This is a genomic window from Pseudomonas sp. P4_D7 (genome assembly GCF_056401755.1).
The window spans coordinates 123261-147059 of record NZ_JBFUIR010000030.1 but is presented as its reverse complement, the minus strand read 5'-3'; the positions used below and the strand labels follow the sequence as shown (position 1 = coordinate 147059).

Genomic DNA, 23799 nt, shown 5'->3' with positions numbered 1-23799 from the left:
CCTCAATTAAATCAGGACGCTGCACTGGCGCAGGGCCGAGCGGAGCGTTTCGTGACAAGGTGTGCTCAGCCAGGTCAGTGGCAAGCGGATGCCTTCGTGCATCAGGCCCATTTCCACCAAAGCCCACTTCACCGGAATCGGGTTGGCTTCGATGAACAGGTCTTTGTGCAGTGGCATCAGTTTTTCGTTGATCGCCCGTGCGGTGTCGGCGTCGCCTTTGAGCGCAGCCTCGCACAGATCGGCCATTTCGCGCGGCGCGACGTTCGCCGTCACCGAGATGTTGCCTTTGCCGCCCAGCAGGATCAGCTCAACGGCGGTCGGATCATCGCCGGACAGCACGATGAAATCCTTGCTCACACCATCGATGATTGCTTTGGCACGCTTCAGGTCGCCGGTGGCTTCCTTGATACCGATGATGTTTGGCACGGTGGACAGGCGGATCACGGTCTCGGCTTGCATGTCGCAAGAGGTGCGGCCAGGAACGTTGTAGAGAATCTGCGGAATGTCGACCGCTTCAGCGATGTGCTTGAAGTGCTGGTACAGACCTTCCTGAGTCGGCTTGTTGTAGTACGGAACCACCAGCAGGCAGGCGTCGGCACCGGCTTCCTTGGCGTTGCGGGTCAGCTCGACAGCTTCGCGGGTCGAGTTGGCGCCAGTGCCGGCGATGACCGGAATGCGCCCGGCAACCTGTTTGACTACGGCTTTGATGACGGCGATGTGTTCTTCTACATCAAGGGTTGCCGACTCGCCGGTAGTACCGACCGCGACAATGGCATGGGTGCCGTTCTTGAGATGGAAGTCCACGAGTTTGCTGAGGCTGTCCCAGTCAAGACGCCCTTGTGCATCCATGGGAGTGACCAGTGCCACCATACTGCCCGCAATCATGAAACCGCTCCTGCCGGAAAAAGAGAGCGGTAATGGTACTGGCGCCAAGATGCTTGCACAAGCGAAGTACTGCGCTGCCGCCATTCCCCTTGGCGCCGCTTTTCGCTACCCTTCAGACTTTGATCGGTACTGATCAGCTTGTACGCCGGGTTCCAGCCTCCCTTTACGGCCTCCCAGACCCCGTTCCTGCGTCGCATCGACGCGCTCCCGCTATAGTGGAGCGAGCCGCGAGCGCTTGCCGGGCCTCTTTGTACGGACAGCCAGAACAGGCACTCCCCGGTGGCCAACGCCCGTAAACCTACCGACCGCTCATCGCTTTAGGAATGCTGCATGTCCACCCCCACAGTTCGCGAACAATTCCTTGTCATCAGTGCCCTCGGCGCCAACCCCATGGAGCTGACTAACGTCCTGTGCCGCGCCAGCCATGAAAATCGCTGCGCCGTGGTTACTTCACGCCTGACTCGCCACGGCGAGTGCAGCGCTTTGGTCCTCGAGGTCTCCGGCAGTTGGGATGCCCTCGCCCGCCTGGAAGGCAGCTTGCCGGGCCTGGCCAAGAAACACGCTTTCACCGCCAACGTGGTGCGCAGCGCGCCGCTGGAAAATCGTCCGCAGGCCCTGCCGTACGTGGCGTATGTCAGCTCGGCGTATCGCCCGGACATCATCAATGAGCTGTGCCAGTTCTTCATGGATCATAACGTCGAACTGGAAAACCTGACCTGCGACACGTATCAGGCGCCGCAGACCGGCGGCACCATGCTCAACGCCACATTTACCGTGACCCTGCCCGCCGGCACCCAGATCAGCTGGCTGCGCGACCAGTTCCTCGACTTCTCCGACGCGATGAACCTGGACGCACTGATCGAGCCTTGGCGCCCACAGAACCCAATGTAAGGAAACTTTCATGGCCGTTGTCATCGACCAACCGGTTGCCGATTTCGCAGCACCTGCCACCAGCGGGCAGACTGTCAGCCTGTCTGCCCTCAAGGGCAAGCAAGTGGTGATCTATTTCTATCCGAAGGACAGCACCCCGGGTTGCACCACAGAAGGCCAGGGCTTTCGTGATCAATACGCCGCATTCAAGGCCGCCAATACCGAGATTTTCGGTATCTCCCGCGACAGCCTGAAGTCCCACGAGAACTTCAAGTGCAAGCAGGAGTTTCCGTTCGAGCTGATCAGCGACAAGGACGAAGCCGTCTGCCAATTGTTCGACGTGATCAAGCTGAAGAAGCTGTACGGCAAGGAATACCTGGGCGTTGATCGCAGCACGTTCCTTATTGATAAGGACGGTGTGCTGCGTCAGGAATGGCGTGGCGTGAAAGTGCCGGGGCATGTGGATGCTGTTTTGGCAGCTGCTCAGGACTTGAATAAAGCCTGATGGCTTTGCGTCGCCCTCATTGACGCCTTCGCGAGCAAGCTCGCTCCCACATTGGACTTGTGAACGCCACAGATCCAGTGTGGGAGCGAGCTTGCTCGCGAATGGGCCCTGACTTCACCGAATAATCTGGATCAGCCACTAGAGCAGTGGCGCCACCACCGGCTCCTTGCGCGGCCACGCATCCAGCACTGCCTTGAACAGGGTCGCCAGCGGGATCGCAAAGAACACGCCCCAAAATCCCCACAACCCGCCAAACAACAGCACCGCACAGATGATTGCCACCGGGTGCAAATTGACCGCCTCCGAGAACAACAGCGGCACCAGCACATTGCCATCCAGTGTCTGAATGATCCCGTAGACCGCCATCAGATAAATGAACTGATCGCTCCAGCCCCACTGGAACAGCGCAATCAGCAGCACCGGCACGGTCACCACCACCGCGCCCACATACGGCACCACCACCGACACACCGACCAGCAACGCCAGCAGCGCCGCATAGTTGAGTCCGAGGGCGACAAACGCGATGTAGGTCACGCCGCCGCAAATCACGATTTCGATGACCTTGCCGCGAATATAGTTGGCGATCTGCCGGTTCATCTCCTGCGCAACCCGAGTGATCAGCGCGCGCTCACGCGGCAAGTAGCCACGCACCCACTCGCCGATCATGACCCGGTCCTTGAGGAAGAAGAACACCAGAATCGGCACCAGCACCAGGTAGATCATGATGTTCACCAGCAGCGGCAGACTCGACAGCGAGAACGTCAGCGCCCACTGGCCGAACTTGCCGATCTCGCCACGCGCCGCCTCGATCGCCTGCAACACTTGCTCATCGGACACCAGGTGCGGATAGCGTTCCGGCAGCAGCAACAGCAGCGACTGCCATTTGGCGAGCATGCCCGGCAACTCATTGAACAGGGTGATCAACTGATGCCAGAGCAACGGCAACACCACAAGGATAAACAGCATCAGCACGCCCATGAACAGCGCAAACACCAATCCTACCGCCACACCACCCGGCACGCGCAGACGCTCGATCGTGACCACCAGGCCCTGCATGAGATACGCCAGCACCATCCCCGCCAACACCGGCGCGAGCATGCCGCCGAGGGTGAGCACGGCCGTGAAGGCGAGAACCAGCAGCACCGCCAGCACCACCGCTTCCTCATCGGAGAAATAGCGCTGAATCCAGTCGCGTAACACTTTGAACATCAATAATCCTTAGATTGTAACGCTGTCGATTTCAGGCCTTTTTCAACCAGTAACGGTAAACACCTGCTTCGTCTTCTTCGCGCAGCAGCGTATGACCGGCCAATTTGGCAAAGGTGCGAAAGTCGCGTTGCGAGCCCGCATCGGTGGCGATCACCTTGAGGACGGCGCCACTCTGAAGCTTGTTCAGCTCCATTTTCGCCTTGAGCAACGGCAACGGACAATTCAGGCCACTGGCGTCCAGTTCCACGTCATGGGCTACAGCGTCAGTCATTGCGTCACTCCGGTTCAGGTCTTCGAGCTGCCTAGAATATCTGGTCGCAGCTTCGGTGTCCGGCTACAGTAAGGTCTTTGTCTTCTAAGGCTTTGTGCATGACTTTTCTGCGCCCTACCCTGCTGACGCTCGCTTGCCTGCTCGCCTCACCAGGCTTTGCCGACGATCTGCCGTCACTCGGCGACGCCAGTTCTGCCATTGTCTCGCCGCAACAGGAATACCAGCTTGGCCGCGCTTGGCTGGCGATGTTGCGCAGCCAGGTTTCACAGCTCAACGATCCGCAGCTCAAGGACTACGTCGAGTCCAGCGTCTATAAGCTGGTGGAGACCAGTCAAGTCACTGACCGACGCCTTGAATTCATTCTGATCAACAGCCCGCAGCTCAACGCCTTCGCGGCGCCGGGCGGCGTGGTCGGGGTCAACGGCGGTTTGTTCCTCAATGCGCAGACCGAAGGTGAATACGCTTCGGTACTGGCGCACGAACTGGCGCACTTGTCGCAACGCCACTTTGCGCGTGGCGTCGAGGCATCGCAACGAATGCAGGTGCCGATGATGGCCGCGCTGCTGGCCGGGATCGTCATCGCCGCAGCCGGTGGCGGTGACGCTGGTATTGCGACCATCGCCGGTACGCAGGCAGCGGCGATTCAGTCGCAGCGCACCTTCTCCCGGCAGAACGAACAGGAAGCCGACCGCATCGGCATCCTCAATCTGGAAAAGGCCGGGTATGACCCGCGCTCGATGCCGACCATGTTCGAACGCCTGATGCGTCAATACCGTTTCGACGCCAAGCCACCGGAATTCCTGCTGACTCACCCGGTGACCGAATCGCGTATTGCCGACACCCGCAACCGTGCCGAACAGGCCAAACCGGGCGGCATTGAAGACTCCAAGCGCTATCAATTGATCCGCGCGCGCGTGCAGTTGATCTACGAAGAAACCCCGGGCCTGGGCGCCAAGCGTTTCCGTGCGCAGCTGGATGAAAACCCGAAGAACGATGTGGCGCGCTACGGTCTGGCGATTGCGCAGATCAAGGGTGGCCAGTTGAATGAAGCGCGCGAGAATCTCAAGCAATTGCTGGCGACGTCGCCGAACGAAATCATCTACAACCTTGCCCAAGTCGATCTGGACATCACCAATAATCGTTTGCCGGATGCACAGTCCCGTGTGGACCGGATGCTTACACAATATCCGGGCAACTATCCGCTGAATCAGGTTCGAGTGGATCTGCTGCTGAAACAGAATCGCGCGCCGGATGCCGAGAAGGCGCTGGAAGCATTACTCAAATCCCGCCCGGATGATCCGGATGTCTGGTATCAGGTCGCCGAAACCCGTGGCTTGTCGGGGAACATCATTGGCCTGCACCAGGCGCGGGCCGAGTATTTCGCGCTGGTTGGCGATTATCGCCAAGCGATCCAGCAACTCGATTTTGCCAAGCGCAAGGCGGGCAGCAACTTCCCGCTGTCTTCACGCATCGATGCCCGCCAGCGTGAGCTGATGGAACAGGAGCGGATGGTCAAGGACATGATGGGCTAAGCCTCCTGCCGTCCAGACAAAAGCTTCAGGCATAAAAAACCGCCTCTTTCGAGGCGGTTTCTTTTTTACCTTAGYGCTGGATTATTCAGCCAGTTTGAAGGTGATGAAGCTGGCACGACCTTGACGCAGAACGCGCATCGACACCGAACGGTTCTTCGGCAGTGCCTTGGCGATCTCGCCGAACTCCTTGGTGGAGCCGATGGCTTGGTTGTTCAGGTGCGTGATCACGTCACCTGGCTGCAGACCAATCAGCGCCGCAGGACCGTCCTGCACTTCCTTGATCACCACACCACCTTTGAGGTCGTAGGTTTTCTTCTGCTCGGCGGTCAGCTCGCCCACCGACACACCGAGGCGGTTGCTGGTGCTTTCAGTGCCGGACTTCGGCAGTGCATCCAGCTCTTTGTCTTCGTCAGGGATCGCGCCAACGGTCAGCTCGACATTCTTGCGCTTGCCTTCACGAATCACTTCCAGATTGGCTTTGGCGCCAGCTTTCAGTGCGCCGACCAGATGCGGCAGATCAGCAGACATGACGATCGGCTGACCGTTCATGCTCAGGATCACGTCGCCGACTTGCAGGCCGCCCTTGGCTGCCGGGCCGTCATCCTGAATCTGGGCAACCAGCGCGCCGGCCGGTTTATCCAGACCGAACGACTCGGCCAGATCCTTGTTCACTTCCTGAATGACCACGCCGAGCCAGCCACGGCTGACCTTGCCGCCGCTCTTCAGTTGGTTGGACACATCCATTGCCACGTCGATCGGGATCGCGAACGACACGCCCATGAAACCACCCGAACGGGTGTAGATCTGCGAGTTGATGCCGACCACTTCACCGTTCAGGTTGAACAGCGGACCACCGGAGTTGCCCGGGTTGATCGGCACGTCGGTCTGAATGAACGGCACGTAGTTTTCGTTCGGCAGGCTGCGGCCAACGGCGCTGACGATGCCTTGAGTCACGGTATGGTCGAAGCCAAACGGCGAACCGATTGCCACGACCCACTGACCGGCTTTCAAGTCCTGGGATTTGCCGAGTTTGAGCACCGGCAGATCCTTGCCTTCGATTTTCAGCAAGGCCACGTCGGAGCGTGGATCGGTGCCGATCAGCTTGGCTTTCATTTCACTGCGGTCGGCGAGGCGGACGAGGATCTCGTCGGCATCGGCGATTACGTGGTTATTGGTCAGGATGTAGCCATCCGGGGAGATAATGAAGCCCGAACCCAGCGACTGCGCTTCACGCTGACGACCACCACCACCCGGCGAACGCTGCTGAGGCGGCATGCCGCGCTCGAAGAACTCGCGCAGCATCGGCGGCAGGCCTTCCAGATCAGGCATCTGCTGGTTCACTTTGCGATCCGGCAGTTTCTGCGTGGTACTGATGTTCACCACGGCTGGCGAAGCTTGTTCGACCAATTGGGTGAAGTCAGGCAGATCGGCCGCTTGCGCCGCAGGCACCGCCTGACCGAGCAACAGCACAGTGGCGAAAATGGAGAGATAGGATTTCAAACTTGGTATCGACATACAGCTCCCGTTACGACGAGCAGGGTTAAGCGATATGGAGCAAGGAACGCCGGAAACCACCGACCGGCATTTTTGTTCCGGCAACAACAAACAAGGCCAGAGCCGTGAGGCTCTGACCTATAAAAAATTTTCGGGGTATTTGCAAATGAAAATGCTCAGCAAACATTTCATCTACGTCTCGATGAAGACGTGGTAATGACTGAAATCAGCTCACTGCTTACTGGTTGCAGTGCCATCGGTATTTCGCATCGACAGAGCAATTCGTTCGGCAGTGCCAATTGGAATTTCACCAACCACGGTGACCATCATCTCGCCTTCAGGCGTTGTCAGGCGACGTGAAACGGCAACGGTTGGACCCAGTTGCGTGCGGGTGTCAGTGACGGTTGCGCCGTTCAAAGGCTCAAGGAAAACCGAAAAACGTGCCAAGCCGTCGTCGTACAGCAAACTGTTGACCTGAGTCTTGGTTTCCGGGTCCTTGTGCGAGGTGCTGCTGGTCAGTTCAAAACCCGGCGGCAGCCAGTCCGAATGCCAGACCTGAGCGGTCTTGACCGCCGAAGCCTTGTCGCTGTCGAGCGTTATCGCTTTACAGTCGGCATCAGCCTGCAAATCTTTGTCCGACGGGACTTCGTCAGTATCGAGACTGGTGAACTGGAAGCGTTCGAGCAACTGCCCCTTGTCGTTCAGCAGCAACGACTTCAACGGCAAACCCGTTTTCTTGTCCAGATGCAATTCAAAACCGTAACGATGCTGATCGCGAGGCGTCAGCGATACAATCACTGCGTCTCGCCCAGCCACGCGCGATTTGCCGATGACGGCAAGGTCATACCAGTTTTTCAGCTTTTGCGGATCGAGAGGACGAGCGGCTGAGTTGGGGGAATCCCCCAGACCGGCAATCAGGGTGCCGCTGACGCATTGAGTGTGTCCATCAATGCGCACGACTTCCTGCGCCGAACCGTCGAGCTGGAGTAAACGCTCGCGAACCTGGCCATTCTGGACGCGATGCCAGATGTTATGGGTAGAAAAGCTACCGTTACGCTCGTATACGAAAGTGCCGTGAAAGCTTTGCTGCTGCTCGGCCTGGCCCAGACGGGTCAACCAGTCCTGGGCCTCATCAGCGTGGGCTGGAACTATGAACCAGCCACTGAGCAGAAGCGAAAGTAGAGGTATGGCGCGCATGATCCTCCTTAACGGTTTTCCAGACTTGCTGCACGTGCGTATGGCAACGCGCTTTCAGTGCCTTTCAGTGCGGCCTGTTGTGCGTGCTGACGCAGGTAGCCTGGCAGACGCTGATCATGCCAGCCTGGCTGACCTTGCAGTACGCCGTTGGCCATAGGGCCAGTGGCTTCCGAACTTTCACTATAGCCTGCCAGAACAGCCGGACCTTTGACCTGTGGGGTGGCCAGGGTTGGCTGATTGGATTGCTGAGCCAGTTCGACACCAGCGATTTCGTCCTGGTTGTACAGACGAACACCGGCCAGAACGGCAACAGTCACCGAGGCTGCAACAGCCAGACGGCCAAGATTGCGCCATGGGCTGCGAGATACTTTGGCCGGAGCCGTTTCGTCTTCCAGTGCAGCAGACACTGCCGCAGCGATATCCAGACGTGGAAGCAGCAGATCCTTGTGCATGGCTGCCCGAGCGATCTGGTAACGAGCCCAGGTCTCACGGGTATCAACATCATCCAGTGCATTGAGCACTCGACGCAATTCCAGTTCGTCCGCTTCGTTATCCATCACTGCGGACAGCGATTCCTGCAGGGCTTCACGACTCATGGCGTTCCTCTCTTGGCTGTCGCCGCTGTCTCAGTTTTCCTGCAACAACGGCTGCAGGGCTTTATCGATGGCCTCCCGGGCGCGGAAAATCCGGGAGCGCACGGTACCCACCGGACATTGCATGACGCTCGCAATGTCCTCGTAACTCAGACCATCGAATTCACGTAAAGTTAACGCCGTACGCAAATCCTCTGGCAGTTGCTGAATGGTTCGATGGACAGTGCCTTCGATCTCATCCCGCAGCAGTGCACGTTCTGGTGACTCGAGATCCTTGAGGCCATGATCGCCATCGTAGAACTCTGCATCTTCGGAACTTACATCGCTATCCGGCGGCCGGCGGCCGCGTGAAACCAGGTAATTCTTTGCCGTGTTAATGGCAATACGGTACAGCCACGTATAAAACGCACTGTCGCCGCGAAAGTTTCCAAGTGCTCGATACGCCTTGATAAAGGCTTCCTGAGCCACGTCCTGGGCTTCATGGGTGTCGTGCACAAAACGCACGATCAACCCGAGAATCTTGTGCTGATACTTCAGCACCAACAGATCGAAAGCTCGCTTGTCGCCGCGTTGAACGCGCTCGACCAGCTGCTGATCCTCTTCCTGGGTTAGCATGAACACTCCTCGATAAGCCCGAAGGAGACTTGCATAACTAAACGACCAGACTTGCAAACATAGACTCGGGCTTTTCGCAAAAGTTCTCCCCCTCCAGGCAAGTTTCCTGCGGGCTCTGATTTGGCACGCACGAAAAGCGCAGCTCGGGATAAACCGGCTGCGCGAATAATCTTGTCATCGGTTTCGCCGGCAGGAATCCAACCGCAGATTCCGCACTGAAGCCGACACTGTCCCTTATCTCTGGCACCGACTATTGATCTTGGGCCTTTGGCAAAAGTTCCAATTATTTATAGCCTTCACCACCTGACATTGGGCGACCCTGTGCAGAAAAAGGCTGTTTCAGCACCGATACAGTCGTCTTTTCCCCAAACGGGTGAGAAAAACTTCCGACGAAGCACACGGTTTTTTCGGTCACAGTAGTTTCACAATGCCATATCGGCCCGGCTATTGTGCCGCTCCCCCCCTCTATATACTAGTGGGCTGTGTGGCTGTCTTGACTCGCCGATCCGGCAGTCCTGCACCACCCCCGACCCGGGTCGCTTTGAGCGGAATCCTGTAATGAGCCAACAATTCCAACATGATGTTCTGGTCATTGGCAGCGGTGCTGCCGGTTTGAGTCTCGCGCTGACCCTGCCGGGTCACTTGCGCATTGCCGTATTGAGCAAAGGCGATCTCGCCAACGGATCCACCTATTGGGCCCAGGGCGGCGTCGCAGCTGTGCTGGATGACACCGACACTGTCGAATCCCACGTCGACGACACCCTGAACGCCGGCGGCGGTCTGTGCCACGAAGACGCAGTGCGTTTCACCGTCGAGCACAGCCGAGAGGCCATCCAGTGGCTGATCGACCAAGGCGTGCCCTTCACCCGCGACGATCAGTCCGGCACTGAAGACGGCGGATTCGAATTTCACCTGACCCGCGAAGGTGGCCACAGTCACCGCCGCATCATCCATGCGGCCGATGCCACCGGCGCTGCCATCTTCAAAACCCTCCTGGCCCAGGCCAAAGAGCGTTCGAATATCGAACTGCTGGAGCAGCGGGTCGCCGTCGACCTGATCACCGAACGACGCCTGGGCATGGAAGGCGAACGCTGCCTCGGCGCCTACGTACTCAACCGCAAGTCTGGCGAAGTCGACACCTACGGTGCACGCTTCGTGATTCTGGCCTCGGGCGGTGCTGCCAAGGTCTATCTCTATACCAGTAACCCCGACGGCGCCTGCGGTGACGGCATCGCCATGGCCTGGCGTTCGGGTTGCCGGGTGGCGAACCTGGAGTTCAACCAGTTCCACCCGACCTGCCTGTATCACCCGCAGGCCAAGAGTTTTCTGATCACCGAAGCCCTGCGCGGCGAAGGCGCCCATTTGAAGCTGCCCAATGGCGAACGCTTCATGTCCCGCTTCGACAAGCGCGCCGAGCTGGCACCGCGTGACATCGTCGCCCGGGCCATCGACCATGAAATGAAGCGTTTGGGCGTTGACTGCGTGTATCTCGACATCAGCCACAAACCCGAAGCGTTCATTAAAAGTCACTTCCCGACTGTTTATGAGCGCTGCCTGGGATTCGGCATCGACATCACCAAACAGCCGATCCCGGTCGTCCCGGCCGCGCATTACACCTGTGGCGGCGTGATGGTCGATCAGAACGGTCGCACCGATGTGCCGGGGCTGTATGCCATCGGCGAAACCAGCTTCACCGGCCTGCATGGCGCCAACCGCATGGCCAGTAATTCGCTGCTGGAATGTTTCGTCTATGCCCGTTCGGCGGCGGCGGACATTCTCGCGCAACTGGACGATGTCGCCGCGCCAAGCGCCCTGCCCGTCTGGGATGCCAGCCAGGTCACCGACTCCGACGAGGACGTGATCATCGCGCACAACTGGGATGAACTGCGGCGGTTCATGTGGGACTACGTCGGCATCGTGCGCACCAACAAGCGCCTGCAACGGGCGCAGCACCGTGTGCGCCTGCTGCTGGACGAAATCGACGAGTTCTACAGCAACTATAAGGTCAGTCGCGATCTGATCGAACTGCGCAACCTGGCACAAGTCGCCGAACTGATGATTTGCTCAGCCATGGAGCGCAAGGAAAGTCGCGGCCTGCATTACACCCTCGACTATCCCGACCTGTTGCCTGAGGCACTCGACACTATTCTGGTGCCGCCCACCTACGCCGGCTGAACTTGAGCCGCACTCGCAGGCGCCGGTGCAGATCCGCCGCCTGCGAGTCCCGTGGCACACAGATTGATCTGACCCGCCATTCCCCACGCAGACGAAAACGCAACACCACGATCAACGGCAGCGCCAGGCTGTCCGGCCTCAACTGCACGGCTTGCCAGCCATCCGCCTGATTCCATAACTGCCAGCCATCGGCGTCCCGGCGCAATCCGCGAAACGCCTGAGGGTGATTTAGCAGAATCTGCCGAGGCAACACCCAATACCCATGAAGCAGACAGCCAAAAGCCCCGAGCAAACTTGCCCAGAGTGGAATAGAAAGCAGGAACAACGAACCCAGTGCGAACGCCTGGGCCAACAGATACGCCGCCAGCAACTGCCGTGAGGCATGCCAGCGGCATTCGAACGTGTTACTTGGGCTGGACACGGTCCAGGATCATGCGAACCATGCGCTGCAGCTCCGGATCTTCAGACTCGCTGCGCTCCATGAACCAACCGAACATGTCCTGATCCTCACACGTCAACAGACGGACATACAGATCGCGATCCACCTGATTCAGGTCTGCATAGACCTCCTTCACGAACGGCACCAGCAACACGTCAAGCTCAAGCATGCCGCGACGGCTGTGCCAAAAGAGGCGATTCAGTTCAACTTGTTCGACCATGGAGCCCTCCTCAAATTTGGCGGCAAGTATACAGCGCCGAGGCGGGTCGCACAGTCGGCTTTGGTCGGGCACCACCGATCCTTTATCAACTACCCATTTCACCAACGCGCCCTTATGATGTGCCCCAGTCTATTTACCCTGCGAAGACCCATGGCCGATTCTGCTTTTTTCTGCACCCTGTCTCATGAAGGCGTTCTCGCGGTTCGCGGCGCGGATGCCGGAAAATTCCTGCAAGGCCAGTTGACCTGCAATCTCAATTACCTGAGCGACAGCCGCGCCAGCCTCGGTGCTCGTTGCACACAGAAAGGCCGGATGCAGTCGAGCTTCCGCATTCTGCTCGAAGGTGACGGCGTGGTCCTGGCGATGGCCAGCGAGCTGCTGGAGCCGCAACTGGCGGACCTGAAAAAGTACGCGGTGTTCTCCAAATCGAAACTGACCGACGAAAGCGCCGCCTGGGTACGCTTCGGCCTGGAGCACGGCGACAGTGCCTTGATCGGTCTTGGTCTGGACCTGCCGGCGGAAACCGACAGCGTTGTGCGTCACGATGACCTGATCGCGATCCGCGTCTCGCCCGACCGCGCCGAACTCTGGGCACCGGCCGATCAGGCTGACGCGATCAAAGCCAAATTGTCCGAAGCCCTGCCTGAAGCCGAGCTGAATCAATGGCTGCTGGGCCAGATCCGCGCCGGTATCGGTCAGGTCATGCCAAGCACTCGCGAGCTGTTCATCCCGCAGATGCTCAACCTGCAGGCCGTCGGCGGCGTGAGTTTCAAGAAAGGCTGCTACACCGGCCAGGAAATCGTCGCGCGCATGCAGTACCTGGGCAAACTCAAGCGTCGTCTGTACCGCTTGAGCCTGGACGCTGCTGATTTGCCGGAACCTGGCACACAACTGTTTGCGCCGAGCCACAACAGCGCCATCGGCGAAGTGGTGCTGGCCGCCAAGGCCGGACAAAACATTGAACTCCTGGCGGTGCTGCAGGCCGAAGCTGCCGAAGCCGGTGATTTGCATCTGGGCACCCTCGAAGGCCCCGCGCTGCATCTGCTCGACCTGCCTTACGAACTGGATCGCGACCGCGAAATCCAGCGCTGATCGCAGCATTTGTTGCAACACCCTAGAGAGTTTAAATGAGCGAACTGGCGGAAAAAGTCCAACAGGATTTGGTTGCGGCCATCGATAACGATGACCTGGTTCTGCCCACGTTGCCGGAAGTGGCCCTGCAGATTCGCAAGGCCGCTGAAGACCCGGAAATCAGCGTCAGCGACCTGAGCAAAGTGATCGGCCGTGACACGGCACTGTCGGCGCGCCTGATCAAAGTGGTCAACAGCCCGCTGCTGCGCGCCGCGCAGGAAGTCACCGACCTGCACACAGCCATCACCCGGTTGGGCATCAATTACAGCAGCAACCTGGCCATCGGCCTGGTGATGGAGCAGATCTTTCACGCCCGCTCGGAAGTGGTCGAACAGAAGATGCGCGAAGTCTGGCGCAAGAGCCTGGAAATTGCCGGGGTCAGTTACGCGTTGTGCCGCCGCTACACGCAACTCAAGCCCGATCAGGCAGCCCTTGGCGGGCTGGTGCATCAGATCGGGGTACTGCCGATTCTGACTTACGCCGAAGATCATTATGAGCTGCTGTCGGATCCGGTCAGCCTCAACCATGTGATCGACCATATTCACCCGTTGCTCGGCGACAAGTTGCTGCGCGTGTGGGAGTTTCCGGAACGATTGGTGGAGTTGCCGGGGCGCTATCAGGACTTCAAGCGCGACTCGACTGCTATTGACTATGTCGATCTGGTGCAGGTGGCGAGCCTGTATTGCCACAAGGGCACTGACCACCCGTTTGCGCGGATTGATCCACTGAGCGTGCCGGCGTTCAGAAAGCTTGGGATTGATCCGGAAAACAAAGCGCTGTGTGAAGATCTGGAAGAGTCGCGGACGATGTTTTATTGATCCGGAACCGAGGCGCGACCTTCGCGAGCAAGCTCGCTCCCACATTGGAGTGCATTCCAGAGTGGGAGCGAGCTTGCTCGCGAAGGGGCCAGCAAACCACCACAATTACCCGGCAATAAAACTGACCCGCACCTTCAACCCCGCCTGCTCGCCATCATGCAAGGTGATCTGCGCCAGATGCGCCCGGCAGATCTCGCCAACAATCGCCAGGCCCAAGCCTGAACCCGCCACCTGCTGATTGCGCCGATAGAAGCGCTCGAACACCCGATCGCGCTCTTCCAGCGGAATCCCCGGGCCGTCATCTTCAACCTCCAGCACCGCCGGGGCCGTCACCCGCAAAATCACGTTGCCGCCCGATGGCGTGTGCGCCAAGGCGTTGTCCACCAGATTGCTCAGCAACTCATTCAACAACGTCGGTTCACCGCGCAGCCACACCGGTTCGTCCGCCTCGAGCGCCAGGGCCACCCCGCGCTTGTGCGCCAGTGGCGCCATGGCCATGCCCAGTTCTCGGGCCAACTGACTCAGATCGAGCAACTGCGCGCCGCCCTCGGCAATCGCCCGGGCGCCGTTTTCGACCCGCGCCAGCGACAGCAACTGATTGGCCAGATGCGTCAGGCGATCTGTGCTTTGTGCGGAGGACTCCAGCGTCGAACGCCAGACCTCGGCATCATTGGAACGCAGGCCCAGCTCAAGCCGCGCCTTCAGCGCTGCCAAAGGCGTACGCAACTCATGGGCGGCATCGGCAATGAACTGCGCCTGTCGCTCAAACTGGCCACGCAAGCGCTCGGTGAAGTGGTTAAGCCCGCGCACCAGCGGCCACAGTTCATGTTGCACTTCAACCAATGGCAACGGGCGCAAGTCGTCGGGCTGACGCTCTTCCACCGCCGTGCGCAAGCGCTCCAATGGGCGCAGTGCCGCACTGACCGCGAACCAGACCAGCAACAACGCGCCAATCGCCAGCATGCCCAAACGCAGCAAGGTATCGGCGGCCAGACTGCGCGCCATGCTCACCCGCGCTTCGTCGGTTTCGGCCACGCGGATTTCCGCCATGCCATTCATGTTCGGCTCCGTCACCGCCTTGAGCAGACTGACCACGCGTACGTTCTGACCGTTGTAGGTGGCGTTGTAGAAGCGCGCCAACGCGGGATAACTGTCCGTTCGCGGCGTCCCCGGTGGCGGGCCGGGGAGGTTTTCGTAGCCGGAAATCAGCTTCTGATGGATATCGTTGACCTGATAGTAAATCCGCCCGGCGCTGTCGTAAGCGAAGGTATCGAGTGCGACGTAGGGCACATCGGCGCTCAGTGTGCCGTCACGCTGCGACAGGCCCGCAGCGATGGTCCGCGCCGAGGCCAGCAACGTGCGGTCATACGCGGTGTCGGCGGCTTCGCGACCATTCCAGTACGCGCTCAAACCGCTGGCGAGCATCAGCACCACCAGCAGCAATGCGAGGTTCCACAGCAAACGCCAGCGCAGGCTGCTGGGCTTATGCATCGCGGCTTTCCAGCAGATAACCCAGACCACGGAACGTCACGATCGCCACCGGTTGGCCGTCGAGTTTCTTGCGCAAGCGGTGTACGTAGATTTCGATGGCATCGGGGCTGGCCTCTTCGTCGAGGCCGAACACCTGGGACGCCAGTTGCTCCTTGCTCATCACCCGCCCCGGCCGGGCGATCAGCGCTTCCAGCACCGCTTGTTCGCGGGACGTCAGCGTCAGCAACTCTTCGCCGAGGGTGAAGCGCCGGGTGTCGAGGTCGTAGGCCAGCACACCGCAGCGCTGCTGGCGTTCACCACCGAGGACACTGCGGCGCAGCAAAGCTTTGACCCGTGCTTCCAGTTCAGTCAGCTCGAACGGTTTGGCGAGGTAATCGTCGGCGCCCAGATTGAGGCCATGGACGCGATCCTTCACATCGCTGCGCGCCGTTAGCATCAACACCGGCAGATTCTTGCCGCGTGCGCGCAAACGCGCGAGCACCTCGAAACCGTCCATGCGCGGCAGGCCGACATCGAGGATCGCTACGGCGTATTCCTCGCTGCCCAGCGCCAGATCGGCAGCCACGCCATCGTGCAACACATCCACGGTCAGACCGGTGCTCTTGAGCGCCTGTGCAACGCTTTCGGCCAGTTGCAGATGGTCTTCGACGAGCAGAACACGCATGGATTTTTACCTCGTTCAGGAATGGCCAACGCCACGCTTTGCCGCGGAGTTTACAGCCGCAACCGCCGCTGTGAAGCCCGAAAACCTTGAAAGTCAGCTGAAAGGTTAGTGAAAGGTTAGCCGGTTAGAGTCGGCCCACGGACAGTCCGAACTGCCGTCGCTGATGCCACACAGCGTAAAGAAAAACGCCTTGAAGCGTTTTCGACCAATAAGAACAATAAACGGAGTACACCCGCATGCCGTCCATGCAGCCTCAGGCCTCCACGCCTGTTCGCCCTTCCCGTTTCAGTCACACCGCCCTCGCCAGTGCCGCCGCCCTTGCCGGTTTTTCGCCGTTGAGTTTTGCCGACTTCATTGACGACAGCAGCGCGACGTTCGAAACCCGCAACATGTATTTCAATCGCGACTTTCGCGATGGCACCAGTGCTCAACAGTCCAAGCGTGACGAATGGGCTCAGGGATTCATGCTCAATCTGCAATCGGGTTACACCGACGGCACCGTCGGGTTCGGTGTCGATGCGCTGGGCATGCTCGGGGTAAAACTTGATTCAAGCCCGGACCGCACCGGTACCGGCCTGCTGCCGACCCATGATGACGGACGCGCGGCGGATGAATACTCCAAAGTCGGCCTGACCGGCAAAGTGAAAATTTCCGCCACCGAGCTGAAAATCGGCAGCCTGATTCCTGAACTGCCGATCCTCAAACCGAACGACGGGCGCATCCTGCCGCAGACCTTTGAAGGCGGCTTGCTGACCTCCAAAGAGATCAAGAACCTGACCTTCACCGGCGGCCGCCTGGAGAAAGCCAAGGATCGCGACAGCACCGATTTCGAGGACATCRCCCTCAACAACAAGAACAGCCGTTTTGCCGGCACCGCTGCCGGCAAGCACTTCGATTTTGGCGGCGTCGACTACAAGTTCACCGACAAGATCACCGGCAGTTACCACTTCGCCCAACTCGACGAAGTCTACAACCAGCACTTCTTCGGCCTCGTTGCCTCGCGACCTATGGGTCCCGGCACGTTTGCCACTGACCTGCGTTTCGCCGTCAGTGATGATCAGGGCGCAGCCCGTGGCGGCGAGATCGACAACCGCTCGCTCAACGGTCTGGTCAGCTATGCGCTGAGCGGCCACAAGTTCAGCGCCGGTTATCAGCACATGTCTGGCGACAGCGCCTTCCCTTATGTCGATGGCAGCGACCCGTACCTGGTCAACTTCGTGCAGATCAACGACTTCGCCGGAGCTGAAGAACGCTCCTGGCAGGCTCGCTACGACTTCGACTTCGCCAAACTCGGCATTCCAGGCCTGAGCTTCATGAGCCGCTACTTGAGCGGTGACAACATCAAGCTCAAGAACGGTGAAGAAGGCAAAGAGTGGGAACGCAACACCGAGATCAAATATGTAGTACAAAGCGGCGCCTTGAAGGATGTCGCCGTGCGTTTGCGTAATGCCACTTACCGCTCCAACTACTCGGCTCGCGATGCAGACGAAGTGCGTTTGCTGGTGAGCTATAGCGTTGCACTTTGGTAAATGCCCGTAAGTGAAAAACACGTCGAATAACAACAATGCCCGTGGAGAATCGAATGAACCTGTCACTGCGTAAAGTTGCACTGGCCGCCAGTTGCATCCTGTTTGCCGGCCAACTGATGGCCGAACCGAAACGTCCGGAATGTATCGCCCCGGCCTCCCCCGGCGGTGGTTTCGACCTGACCTGCAAACTGGCGCAGAGCGCCTTGGTCAACCAGAAACTGCTGACCAAACCGATGCGCGTGACCTACATGCCCGGCGGTGTCGGCGCGGTGGCGTACAACGCCGTGGTCGCGCAACGTCCGGCGGATGCCGGCACGCTGGTGGCGTGGTCGAGCGGTTCGCTGTTGAACCTGGCTCAGGGCAAGTTCGGTCGTTTCGATGAGACCAACGTGCGCTGGCTGGCAGCGGTTGGCACCAGCTACGGCGCCATCGCGGTGAAGAGCGATTCGCCCTACAAGACCCTCGACGATCTCGTTCAGGCACTGAAGAAAGATCCAAGCTCCGTGGTGATCGGCTCCGGCGGCACCGTCGGCAGCCAGGACTGGATGCAAACTGCACTGATCGCCAAGGCTGCCGGGATCAACCCGCGTGACCTGCGTTATGTTGCGCTTGAAGGTGGCGGCGAAATCGCTACCGCCCTGCTCGGTGGTCACATTCAGGTCGGCAGTACCGACATCTCCGACTCCATGCCGCACATCCAGAGCGGTGACATGCGCCTGCTCGCGGTGTTCGCCGACAAACGTCTCGACGAGCCGGAGATGAAAGACATCCCGACCGCTCGCGAGCAAGGCTATGACATTGTCTGGCCAGTGGTACGCGGCTTCTACCTCGGGCCAAAAGTCAGCGATGAAGACTACGCCTGGTGGAAAGACGCGTTCGACAAACTGCTGGCCTCCGAGGATTTCGCCAAGCTGCGCGATCAGCGTGAACTGTTCCCGTTCGCCATGACCGGCCCGGAACTGGACACCTACGTGAAGAAGCAGGTGGCGGACTACAAAGTGCTGGCCAAAGAGTTCGGCCTGATCCAGTGATCGCCTCTGTCTAGCGGCTGCGTTCCCGATGACGGGGACGCGGCACAGGAGCTCCCATGCTTATTCAACGCATTTTCGCCTCAGTGCTGTTGCTGGTCTGTGCCGGCCTGGCACTGATGGCGTGGCCGTACCAAGCGGCTTTTTCCTACGAACCGGTGGGCCCGCGCGCCTTCCCTCTGCTGATGCTCGGCCTGATGGGCGCGGCGCTGCTGTACATGGTGTTCCGCCCGGCACCGATCAAACACAGCGATGACGAGCCGCCACTGGATCGCGAAACCCTGATCAAGATCGCCGCTTGCGTCGTCCTGCTGCTGGTATTCGCCGGCACGTTCGAACCACTGGGTTTCATCATCGCCAGCATCATCACCGGCGTTCCGATGGCTCGCCTGTACGGCGGCCGCTGGCTACCGAGTGTGGTGATCATCAGCCTGATGGCGATCGGTCTTTACCTGCTGTTCGACCGTGTAATGGACGTTCCGCTGCCTCTCGGCCTGCTCAGCGTTCTGGAGAACTGATATGGATACTCTTGGCTATTTGGGTCAGGGTTTCGGCGTCGCGCTGAGCCCGTACAACCTGGTGACCGCGCTGTGCGGCACACTGATCGGCACCGTCGTCGGCCTGTTGCCGGGCCTGGGCCCGATCAACGGCGTAGCATTGCTGATCCCGATCGCATTTGCCCTCGGCCTGCCACCGGAGTCGGCGCTGATCCTGCTGGCAGCGGTGTACCTGGGCTGCGAATACGGCGGCCGGATCAGTTCGATCCTGCTGAACATTCCAGGCGAAGCCTCCACCGTGATGACCACCCTCGACGGTTACCCGATGGCCCGCAAAGGCCTGGCCGGTGTGGCGCTGTCGCTGTCGGCGTGGAGTTCGTTCATAGGCGCGTTCATTGCCACCTGCGGCATGGTCCTCTTCGCACCGTTGCTGGCGAAATGGGCGATTGCTTTTGGCCCCGCGGAATATTTTGTGCTGATGGTGTTTGCGATCGTCTGTCTCGGCGGCATGGCCGGTGACCGTCCGCTGAAAACATTCATTGCCGCGTTGATCGGTCTGTTCCTGTCAACGGTCGGCATCGATGCCAACAGCGGTGTGTACCGCTTCACCGGCGACAACATTCACCTGACCGACGGCATTCAGTTCGTCGTGTTGGTGCTGGGTCTGTTCTCGATCAGCGAAATTCTCCTGCTGCTGGAAAAAACCCACCATGGCCAGGAAGCGGTGAAAGCCACCGGCCGGATGATGTTCAACTTCAAGGAAGCGGCCTCGGTATTCGTGGTCAACGTCCGTTGCGGCGTGCTGGGTTTCATCATGGGCGTGTTGCCGGGTGCCGGCGCGACCCTCGCCAGTGCCGTGGCCTATATGACCGAAAAACGTCTGGCCGGCGCCAGCGGCAAGTTCGGTGAAGGTGACCCCCGTGGCCTCGCCGCGCCGGAAACCGCGATCGGCGGCGCAGCCTGCGGTGCGCTGGTGCCGATGCTGACCCTCGGCGTTCCCGGCTCGGGCACCACGGCGGTGATGATCGGCGCTCTGTCGCTGTACAACATTACCCCGGGCCCGCTGCTGTTCCAGCAACAACCGGACATCGTCTGGGGCCTGATCGCCTCGTTGTTCATCGCCAACATCATGCTGGTGATCCTCAACATCCCGATGATCCGCATCTTCACCCGCATCCTTGCCGTGCCGAACTGGGCACTGGTGCCAGTGATCGCGATCATCACCGGGATCGGCGTCTACGCGGTGCACGCCACTACGTTCGACCTGTTCCTGATGATCGGTATCGGCATCTTCGGTTACATCCTGCGCAAGCTGGACTTCCCGCTGTCGCCGCTGCTGTTGGGCTTCATCCTCGGTGAGTTGATGGAGCAGAACCTGCGTCGCGCCCTGTCGATCTCCAACGGTGCGCTGGAAATCCTCTGGTCGAGCCCGATCACCCTCGGTGTCTGGGTGCTGACGGCGATCATGCTGCTGATGCCGATCATCCGCATCTGGCGCAAACGCTCGGTCGCGCGCCGCACCATTGCCGATGTTTGATCGCGCCTCACTGAAATCCTGGTGGGGAACCCCGCTGGTCGGTCTGCTTGGCGGTTACCTCGCCAGCCAGATCGGCTGGCCACTGCCGTGGATGGTCGGCTCGTTGCTGGCGATCATCCTCGTGCGCTGCCTGACCCCGTGGCAACTGACGGAAATCCCTGGCGGCCGCAAGTGCGGTCAGTGGATCGTCGGCATCGGGATTGGCCTGCACTTCACCCCGGTGGTGATGGAGCAGGTGCTCAGTCATTTCGGTTTGATCTTCTTCGGTGCGCTGGTCACCAGTTTGTCGGCGGTGGTCGGCGTCTGGCTGATGCGCCGCACCGGCGAGGACCGCGCCACGGCGTTTTTCTCGAGCATGCCCGGCGGTTCCGGGGAGATGGTCAACCTCGGCGCCCGTAACGGCGCGATGCTCAGCCACGTCGCGGCGGGGCAAAGTTTGCGGGTGCTGGTGGTGGTGCTGTGTGTGCCGGCGGCGTTCAAATATTTGCTCGGCGACGGCACACCGATTTCCCACGCTGGCAGCGTCGATTGGCGCTGGCTGGCGATTCTGTTTCCGGCGGGCGGTTTGCTTGCGTGGCTCTGGCAACGTTTGCGCCAACCCAATCCGTGGCTGTTCGGACCGTTGCTGGTGAGTGCGGCGGTGAGCATTGGCTGGGATTTGCACATTGGTTTGCCCAATGGCGGCAGTCAGATTGGTCAGTGGTTGATTGGCAGCGGTCTGGGTTGTCACTTCAATCGGCAGTTCTTCCGCCGCGCGCCTTCATTCATGGGGCGGACATTGATCGGCACGGCGTTGACCATGTTGATCGCGACACTGGCGGCTTTAGGGTTGAGCGCTTTGACCCATCTGGATCTGCGTTCGCTGACACTGGGCATGATGCCCGGCGGGATTGCCGAGATGAGTCTGACGGCAGAGACGCTGCAATTGTCGGTGCCGTTGGTGACGGCGATGCAGGTGATGCGGTTGTTGTTTGTGCTGTTTCTGGCGGAGCCGTTGTTCAAGTACTGGAATCGTAATCCCGAGTAAGTCTGCAAGACCGAGTTGCCTTCTTCGCGAGCAAGCTCGCTCCCACATTGGTCATGTGAACGCCGCAAAACCAATGTGGGAGCGAGCTTGCTCGCGAAGGGGCCCGCTCAGCCAACCGATCAAATCGGCGGCAAACGCCACTCGATCGGCGTCTCGCCATTCTGCTCGAGAAACTTGTTGGTCCGGCTGAAATGCCCACACCCCAAAAACCCGCGATACGCCGACAGCGGCGACGGATGCACCGACGTCAGCACCAGATGCTTGGTCGCATCGATCAGCTTCTGTTTGCTCTGCGCGTGCGCGCCCCAGAGCATGAACACCAGATGCGGCTGGCGCTCGCTGACCAGTTCAATGATCCGGTCGGTGAAAAACTGCCAGCCCTTGTCTTTATGCGCATTGGCGTTGGCGCGCTCGACGGTCATGGTGGTGTTGATCATCAACACGCCCTGATCGGCCCAGCTCTGCAGGTAGCCGTGATTGGGAATATCGATGTTCAGGTCGCGCTTCAACTCTTTATAGATGTTGACCAGCGACGGCGGCGCCGGCACGCCCGGTTGCACCGAGAAGCACAAGCCGTGGGCCTGGCCCGGGCCGTGATACGGGTCCTGGCCGAGGATCACCACCTTCACTTTATCCAGCGGCGTCGAGTTCAGCGCGTTGAAAATCATCGGTCCCGGCGGATAGATTTCCTTGCCGGCCGCCCGCTCCTGCTGCAGAAACTGGCGCAACTCTGCCATGTAAGGCTGGTCGAACTCAGCACGCAGTGCCTCCTTCCAGCTCGGTTCGAGTTTGATACGGTCGTCAGCAGTCATGGTCATACCCGGCAAAAACAATGGGGCGAACCCTAGGAAAGCCGACCACGCTTGTCAATTGATCTGATGCAGATCCGGCACTTTCCCACACAACGATCATACTGATCGTTCAAATTCCCGATCGAGGTCACGATGAATCTGCACGTCGAAGAACTCACCGGCACCGACGGCGCCCGCATCGGTATCGCCAGCCTGGATGCTGAAAAATCGCTGAACGCGCTGTCCCTGCCAATGATCAACGCCCTCAGCGACAAGCTAAACGCCTGGGCCAAGGATCCACAAATCGTCTGCGTCCTGCTGCGCGGTAACGGCGCCAAGGCCTTCTGCGCCGGCGGCGATGTGCGCAGCCTGGTCGAGGCCTGTCGCGCCCATCCCGGCGAAGTCCCGCCGCTGGCTGCGCAGTTTTTCAGCGCGGAATATCGCCTGGATTACAGCCTGCACACCTATCCGAAACCGTTGATCTGTTGGGGCCATGGCTATGTGCTCGGCGGCGGCATGGGCCTGTTGCAAGGCGCGAGTACGCGGATCGTCACACCGAGCAGCCGTTTGGCCATGCCGGAAATCACCATTGGTCTGTATCCGGACGTCGGCGCCAGTTGGTTTCTCGCGCGGCTGCCGGGCAAACTCGGTTTGTTTCTGGGCCTGACCGGTGCGCACATGAACAGTCGTGATGCGATCGATCTGGATCTGGCTGATCGCTTCCTGCTTGACGAACAACAGCCGCAACTGATCGAAGGCCTGCTGCAACTGAATTGGCAGGAACAGACCGACATGCAACTCAACAGTCTGCTCAAGGCCCTGCAGCAGGAAGCCGTGGCGCAGATGCCCGAGGCACAGTGGTTGCCACGTCGTCAGCAGATCGACGAACTGCTCGACGTCAGCGACGTGACCTGCGCCTGGAAAGCCATCAGCCTGCAACGCGACAGCATCGATCCGTTGATCGCGCGGGCAGCGAAAACCATGAGCGAAGGCTCGCCACTGACCGCGCATCTGGTCTGGGAACAGATCATCCGCGCCCGCCATATGTCGCTGGCCGAAGTCTTTCAGATGGAATACACCCTGAGTCTCAATTGCTGCCGGCATCCGGAATTCAGCGAAGGGGTTCGCGCGCGGTTGATCGACAAGGATCAGAAGCCGCACTGGCATTGGCCGGACGTCAATCACGTGCCGGATGCAGTGGTCGAGGCGCACTTTCACAAGGTTTGGGAGGGCCGACATCCGTTGGCGGATCTGACGCAGTATTGAACTGACGCGATGCTC

Annotated in this window: 25 protein-coding genes; 13 read left to right on the top strand and 12 right to left on the bottom strand. The window is 59.7% G+C overall.

Features of this window, described 5'->3' with window-relative positions; all coding sequences use genetic code 11:
• Nucleotides 1-6: 6 nt before the first annotated feature.
• Complete coding sequence (gene dapA / locus AC1DVF_RS19420) at nucleotides 7-885, bottom strand: 4-hydroxy-tetrahydrodipicolinate synthase (RefSeq protein ID WP_477782991.1); 879 nt, start codon at nucleotides 883-885, stop codon at nucleotides 7-9.
• Between the two features lie 330 nt (nucleotides 886-1215).
• On the opposite strand from dapA, the gene AC1DVF_RS19415 reads away from it, so the two are divergent.
• Both AC1DVF_RS19415 and AC1DVF_RS19410 read left to right on the top strand, forming a co-directional pair.
• Nucleotides 1216-1776: a glycine cleavage system transcriptional repressor gene (locus AC1DVF_RS19415; protein ID WP_034153153.1), complete on the top strand. Its 561-nt coding sequence runs from the start codon at nucleotides 1216-1218 to the stop codon at nucleotides 1774-1776.
• A 10-nt stretch (nucleotides 1777-1786) separates the two neighbouring features.
• Nucleotides 1787-2260: a peroxiredoxin gene (locus AC1DVF_RS19410; protein ID WP_093438315.1), complete on the top strand. Its 474-nt coding sequence runs from the start codon at nucleotides 1787-1789 to the stop codon at nucleotides 2258-2260.
• Between the two features lie 138 nt (nucleotides 2261-2398).
• Here the strand turns inward: AC1DVF_RS19410 and AC1DVF_RS19405 are convergent, their stop codons facing one another.
• The gene (locus AC1DVF_RS19405; protein WP_093438320.1) at nucleotides 2399-3469 is read right to left on the bottom strand and encodes an AI-2E family transporter; all 1071 of its coding nucleotides are present in this window, start codon (nucleotides 3467-3469) and stop codon (nucleotides 2399-2401) included.
• Between the two features lie 31 nt (nucleotides 3470-3500).
• Nucleotides 3501-3740 carry a sulfurtransferase TusA family protein gene (locus AC1DVF_RS19400; protein WP_007911399.1) on the bottom strand — a complete coding sequence of 80 codons (240 nt, stop codon included), beginning with the start codon at nucleotides 3738-3740 and terminating at the stop codon, nucleotides 3501-3503.
• Nucleotides 3741-3838: 98 nt separating this feature from the next.
• Between AC1DVF_RS19400 and AC1DVF_RS19395 the strand changes: the two genes are divergently transcribed.
• Complete coding sequence (locus AC1DVF_RS19395; RefSeq protein ID WP_034153149.1) at nucleotides 3839-5272, top strand: M48 family metalloprotease; 1434 nt, start codon at nucleotides 3839-3841, stop codon at nucleotides 5270-5272.
• Nucleotides 5273-5353: 81 nt separating this feature from the next.
• Here AC1DVF_RS19395 and AC1DVF_RS19390 read toward each other — a convergent pair whose 3' ends face one another.
• Nucleotides 5354-6787 carry a DegQ family serine endoprotease gene (locus AC1DVF_RS19390; RefSeq protein ID WP_034153148.1) on the bottom strand — a complete coding sequence of 478 codons (1434 nt, stop codon included), beginning with the start codon at nucleotides 6785-6787 and terminating at the stop codon, nucleotides 5354-5356.
• Between the two features lie 34 nt (nucleotides 6788-6821).
• Between AC1DVF_RS19390 and AC1DVF_RS19385 the strand changes: the two genes are divergently transcribed.
• Nucleotides 6822-6983: a hypothetical protein gene (locus AC1DVF_RS19385; protein WP_175559653.1), complete on the top strand. Its 162-nt coding sequence runs from the start codon at nucleotides 6822-6824 to the stop codon at nucleotides 6981-6983.
• Between the two features lie 14 nt (nucleotides 6984-6997).
• Here the strand turns inward: AC1DVF_RS19385 and AC1DVF_RS19380 are convergent, their stop codons facing one another.
• Genes AC1DVF_RS19380 through rpoE form a run of 3 tightly spaced genes read right to left on the bottom strand, consistent with a single transcriptional unit; the run spans nucleotide 6998 to nucleotide 9171 of the window.
• The gene (locus AC1DVF_RS19380) at nucleotides 6998-7963 is read right to left on the bottom strand and encodes a MucB/RseB C-terminal domain-containing protein (RefSeq protein WP_093438329.1); all 966 of its coding nucleotides are present in this window, start codon (nucleotides 7961-7963) and stop codon (nucleotides 6998-7000) included.
• 8 nt (nucleotides 7964-7971) lie between these two features.
• Complete coding sequence (locus AC1DVF_RS19375) at nucleotides 7972-8559, bottom strand: sigma-E factor negative regulatory protein (protein ID WP_034153146.1); 588 nt, start codon at nucleotides 8557-8559, stop codon at nucleotides 7972-7974.
• Between the two features lie 30 nt (nucleotides 8560-8589).
• On the bottom strand, nucleotides 8590-9171 hold the full coding sequence (rpoE, locus tag AC1DVF_RS19370; RefSeq protein ID WP_003172477.1) for an RNA polymerase sigma factor RpoE/AlgU: 582 nt from the start codon (nucleotides 9169-9171) through the stop codon (nucleotides 8590-8592).
• A 558-nt stretch (nucleotides 9172-9729) separates the two neighbouring features.
• Here rpoE and nadB point away from each other — a divergent pair.
• Nucleotides 9730-11346: an L-aspartate oxidase gene (gene nadB / locus AC1DVF_RS19365; RefSeq protein ID WP_460090120.1), complete on the top strand. Its 1617-nt coding sequence runs from the start codon at nucleotides 9730-9732 to the stop codon at nucleotides 11344-11346.
• Here the strand turns inward: nadB and AC1DVF_RS19360 are convergent.
• Both AC1DVF_RS19360 and AC1DVF_RS19355 read right to left on the bottom strand, forming a co-directional pair.
• Nucleotides 11315-11767, bottom strand: coding sequence for a protein YgfX (locus tag AC1DVF_RS19360; protein WP_093438367.1), 453 nt, complete (start codon nucleotides 11765-11767; stop codon nucleotides 11315-11317). The two genes, nadB and AC1DVF_RS19360, sit on opposite strands and share 32 nt — an antisense overlap.
• Entirely contained in the window at nucleotides 11751-12005 is a 255-nt protein-coding gene (locus AC1DVF_RS19355; protein WP_093438371.1) for an FAD assembly factor SdhE, read from the bottom strand. The genes AC1DVF_RS19360 and AC1DVF_RS19355 overlap by 17 nt, the downstream gene beginning before the upstream one ends.
• A 150-nt stretch (nucleotides 12006-12155) precedes the next feature.
• On the opposite strand from AC1DVF_RS19355, the gene ygfZ reads away from it, so the two are divergent.
• On the top strand, nucleotides 12156-13097 hold the full coding sequence (gene ygfZ, locus AC1DVF_RS19350) for a CAF17-like 4Fe-4S cluster assembly/insertion protein YgfZ (RefSeq protein ID WP_093438376.1): 942 nt from the start codon (nucleotides 12156-12158) through the stop codon (nucleotides 13095-13097).
• A gap of 35 nt (nucleotides 13098-13132) precedes the next feature.
• Nucleotides 13133-13954 (top strand): HDOD domain-containing protein, encoded by an 822-nt coding sequence (locus tag AC1DVF_RS19345; RefSeq protein WP_093438380.1) that lies wholly within the window; start codon nucleotides 13133-13135, stop codon nucleotides 13952-13954.
• Between the two features lie 105 nt (nucleotides 13955-14059).
• Here AC1DVF_RS19345 and AC1DVF_RS19340 read toward each other — a convergent pair whose 3' ends face one another.
• Both AC1DVF_RS19340 and AC1DVF_RS19335 read right to left on the bottom strand, forming a co-directional pair.
• Nucleotides 14060-15445, bottom strand: a complete 1386-nt coding sequence (locus AC1DVF_RS19340; RefSeq protein WP_093438385.1) for a sensor histidine kinase — start codon at nucleotides 15443-15445, stop codon at nucleotides 14060-14062.
• On the bottom strand, nucleotides 15438-16109 hold the full coding sequence (locus AC1DVF_RS19335) for a response regulator (protein ID WP_007911422.1): 672 nt from the start codon (nucleotides 16107-16109) through the stop codon (nucleotides 15438-15440). The genes AC1DVF_RS19340 and AC1DVF_RS19335 overlap by 8 nt, the downstream gene beginning before the upstream one ends.
• A gap of 236 nt (nucleotides 16110-16345) precedes the next feature.
• Here AC1DVF_RS19335 and AC1DVF_RS19330 point away from each other — a divergent pair, with 236 nt between their 5' ends.
• From AC1DVF_RS19330 to AC1DVF_RS19310, 5 genes are read left to right on the top strand one after another with little or no spacing between them, the layout of a single operon-like run.
• Complete coding sequence (locus tag AC1DVF_RS19330; protein ID WP_477782990.1) at nucleotides 16346-17638, top strand: OprD family porin; 1293 nt, start codon at nucleotides 16346-16348, stop codon at nucleotides 17636-17638.
• 53 nt (nucleotides 17639-17691) lie between these two features.
• Nucleotides 17692-18669 carry a Bug family tripartite tricarboxylate transporter substrate binding protein gene (locus AC1DVF_RS19325; protein ID WP_016984707.1) on the top strand — a complete coding sequence of 326 codons (978 nt, stop codon included), beginning with the start codon at nucleotides 17692-17694 and terminating at the stop codon, nucleotides 18667-18669.
• 56 nt (nucleotides 18670-18725) lie between these two features.
• Complete coding sequence (locus AC1DVF_RS19320; protein ID WP_016984708.1) at nucleotides 18726-19184, top strand: tripartite tricarboxylate transporter TctB family protein; 459 nt, start codon at nucleotides 18726-18728, stop codon at nucleotides 19182-19184.
• Nucleotide 19185: 1 nt separating this feature from the next.
• Nucleotides 19186-20700, top strand: a complete 1515-nt coding sequence (locus AC1DVF_RS19315) for a tripartite tricarboxylate transporter permease (RefSeq protein WP_477782989.1) — start codon at nucleotides 19186-19188, stop codon at nucleotides 20698-20700.
• Nucleotides 20693-21727 (top strand): AbrB family transcriptional regulator, encoded by a 1035-nt coding sequence (locus tag AC1DVF_RS19310; protein WP_099758254.1) that lies wholly within the window; start codon nucleotides 20693-20695, stop codon nucleotides 21725-21727. The genes AC1DVF_RS19315 and AC1DVF_RS19310 overlap by 8 nt, the downstream gene beginning before the upstream one ends.
• Before the next feature lie 119 nt (nucleotides 21728-21846).
• Here the strand turns inward: AC1DVF_RS19310 and ung are convergent, their stop codons facing one another.
• Complete coding sequence (ung, locus tag AC1DVF_RS19305; RefSeq protein WP_007911441.1) at nucleotides 21847-22539, bottom strand: uracil-DNA glycosylase; 693 nt, start codon at nucleotides 22537-22539, stop codon at nucleotides 21847-21849.
• Nucleotides 22540-22671: 132 nt separating this feature from the next.
• Here ung and AC1DVF_RS19300 point away from each other — a divergent pair, with 132 nt between their 5' ends.
• Nucleotides 22672-23784, top strand: a complete 1113-nt coding sequence (locus tag AC1DVF_RS19300; RefSeq protein WP_099758253.1) for an enoyl-CoA hydratase/isomerase family protein — start codon at nucleotides 22672-22674, stop codon at nucleotides 23782-23784.
• Nucleotides 23785-23799: the final 15 nt, after the last annotated feature.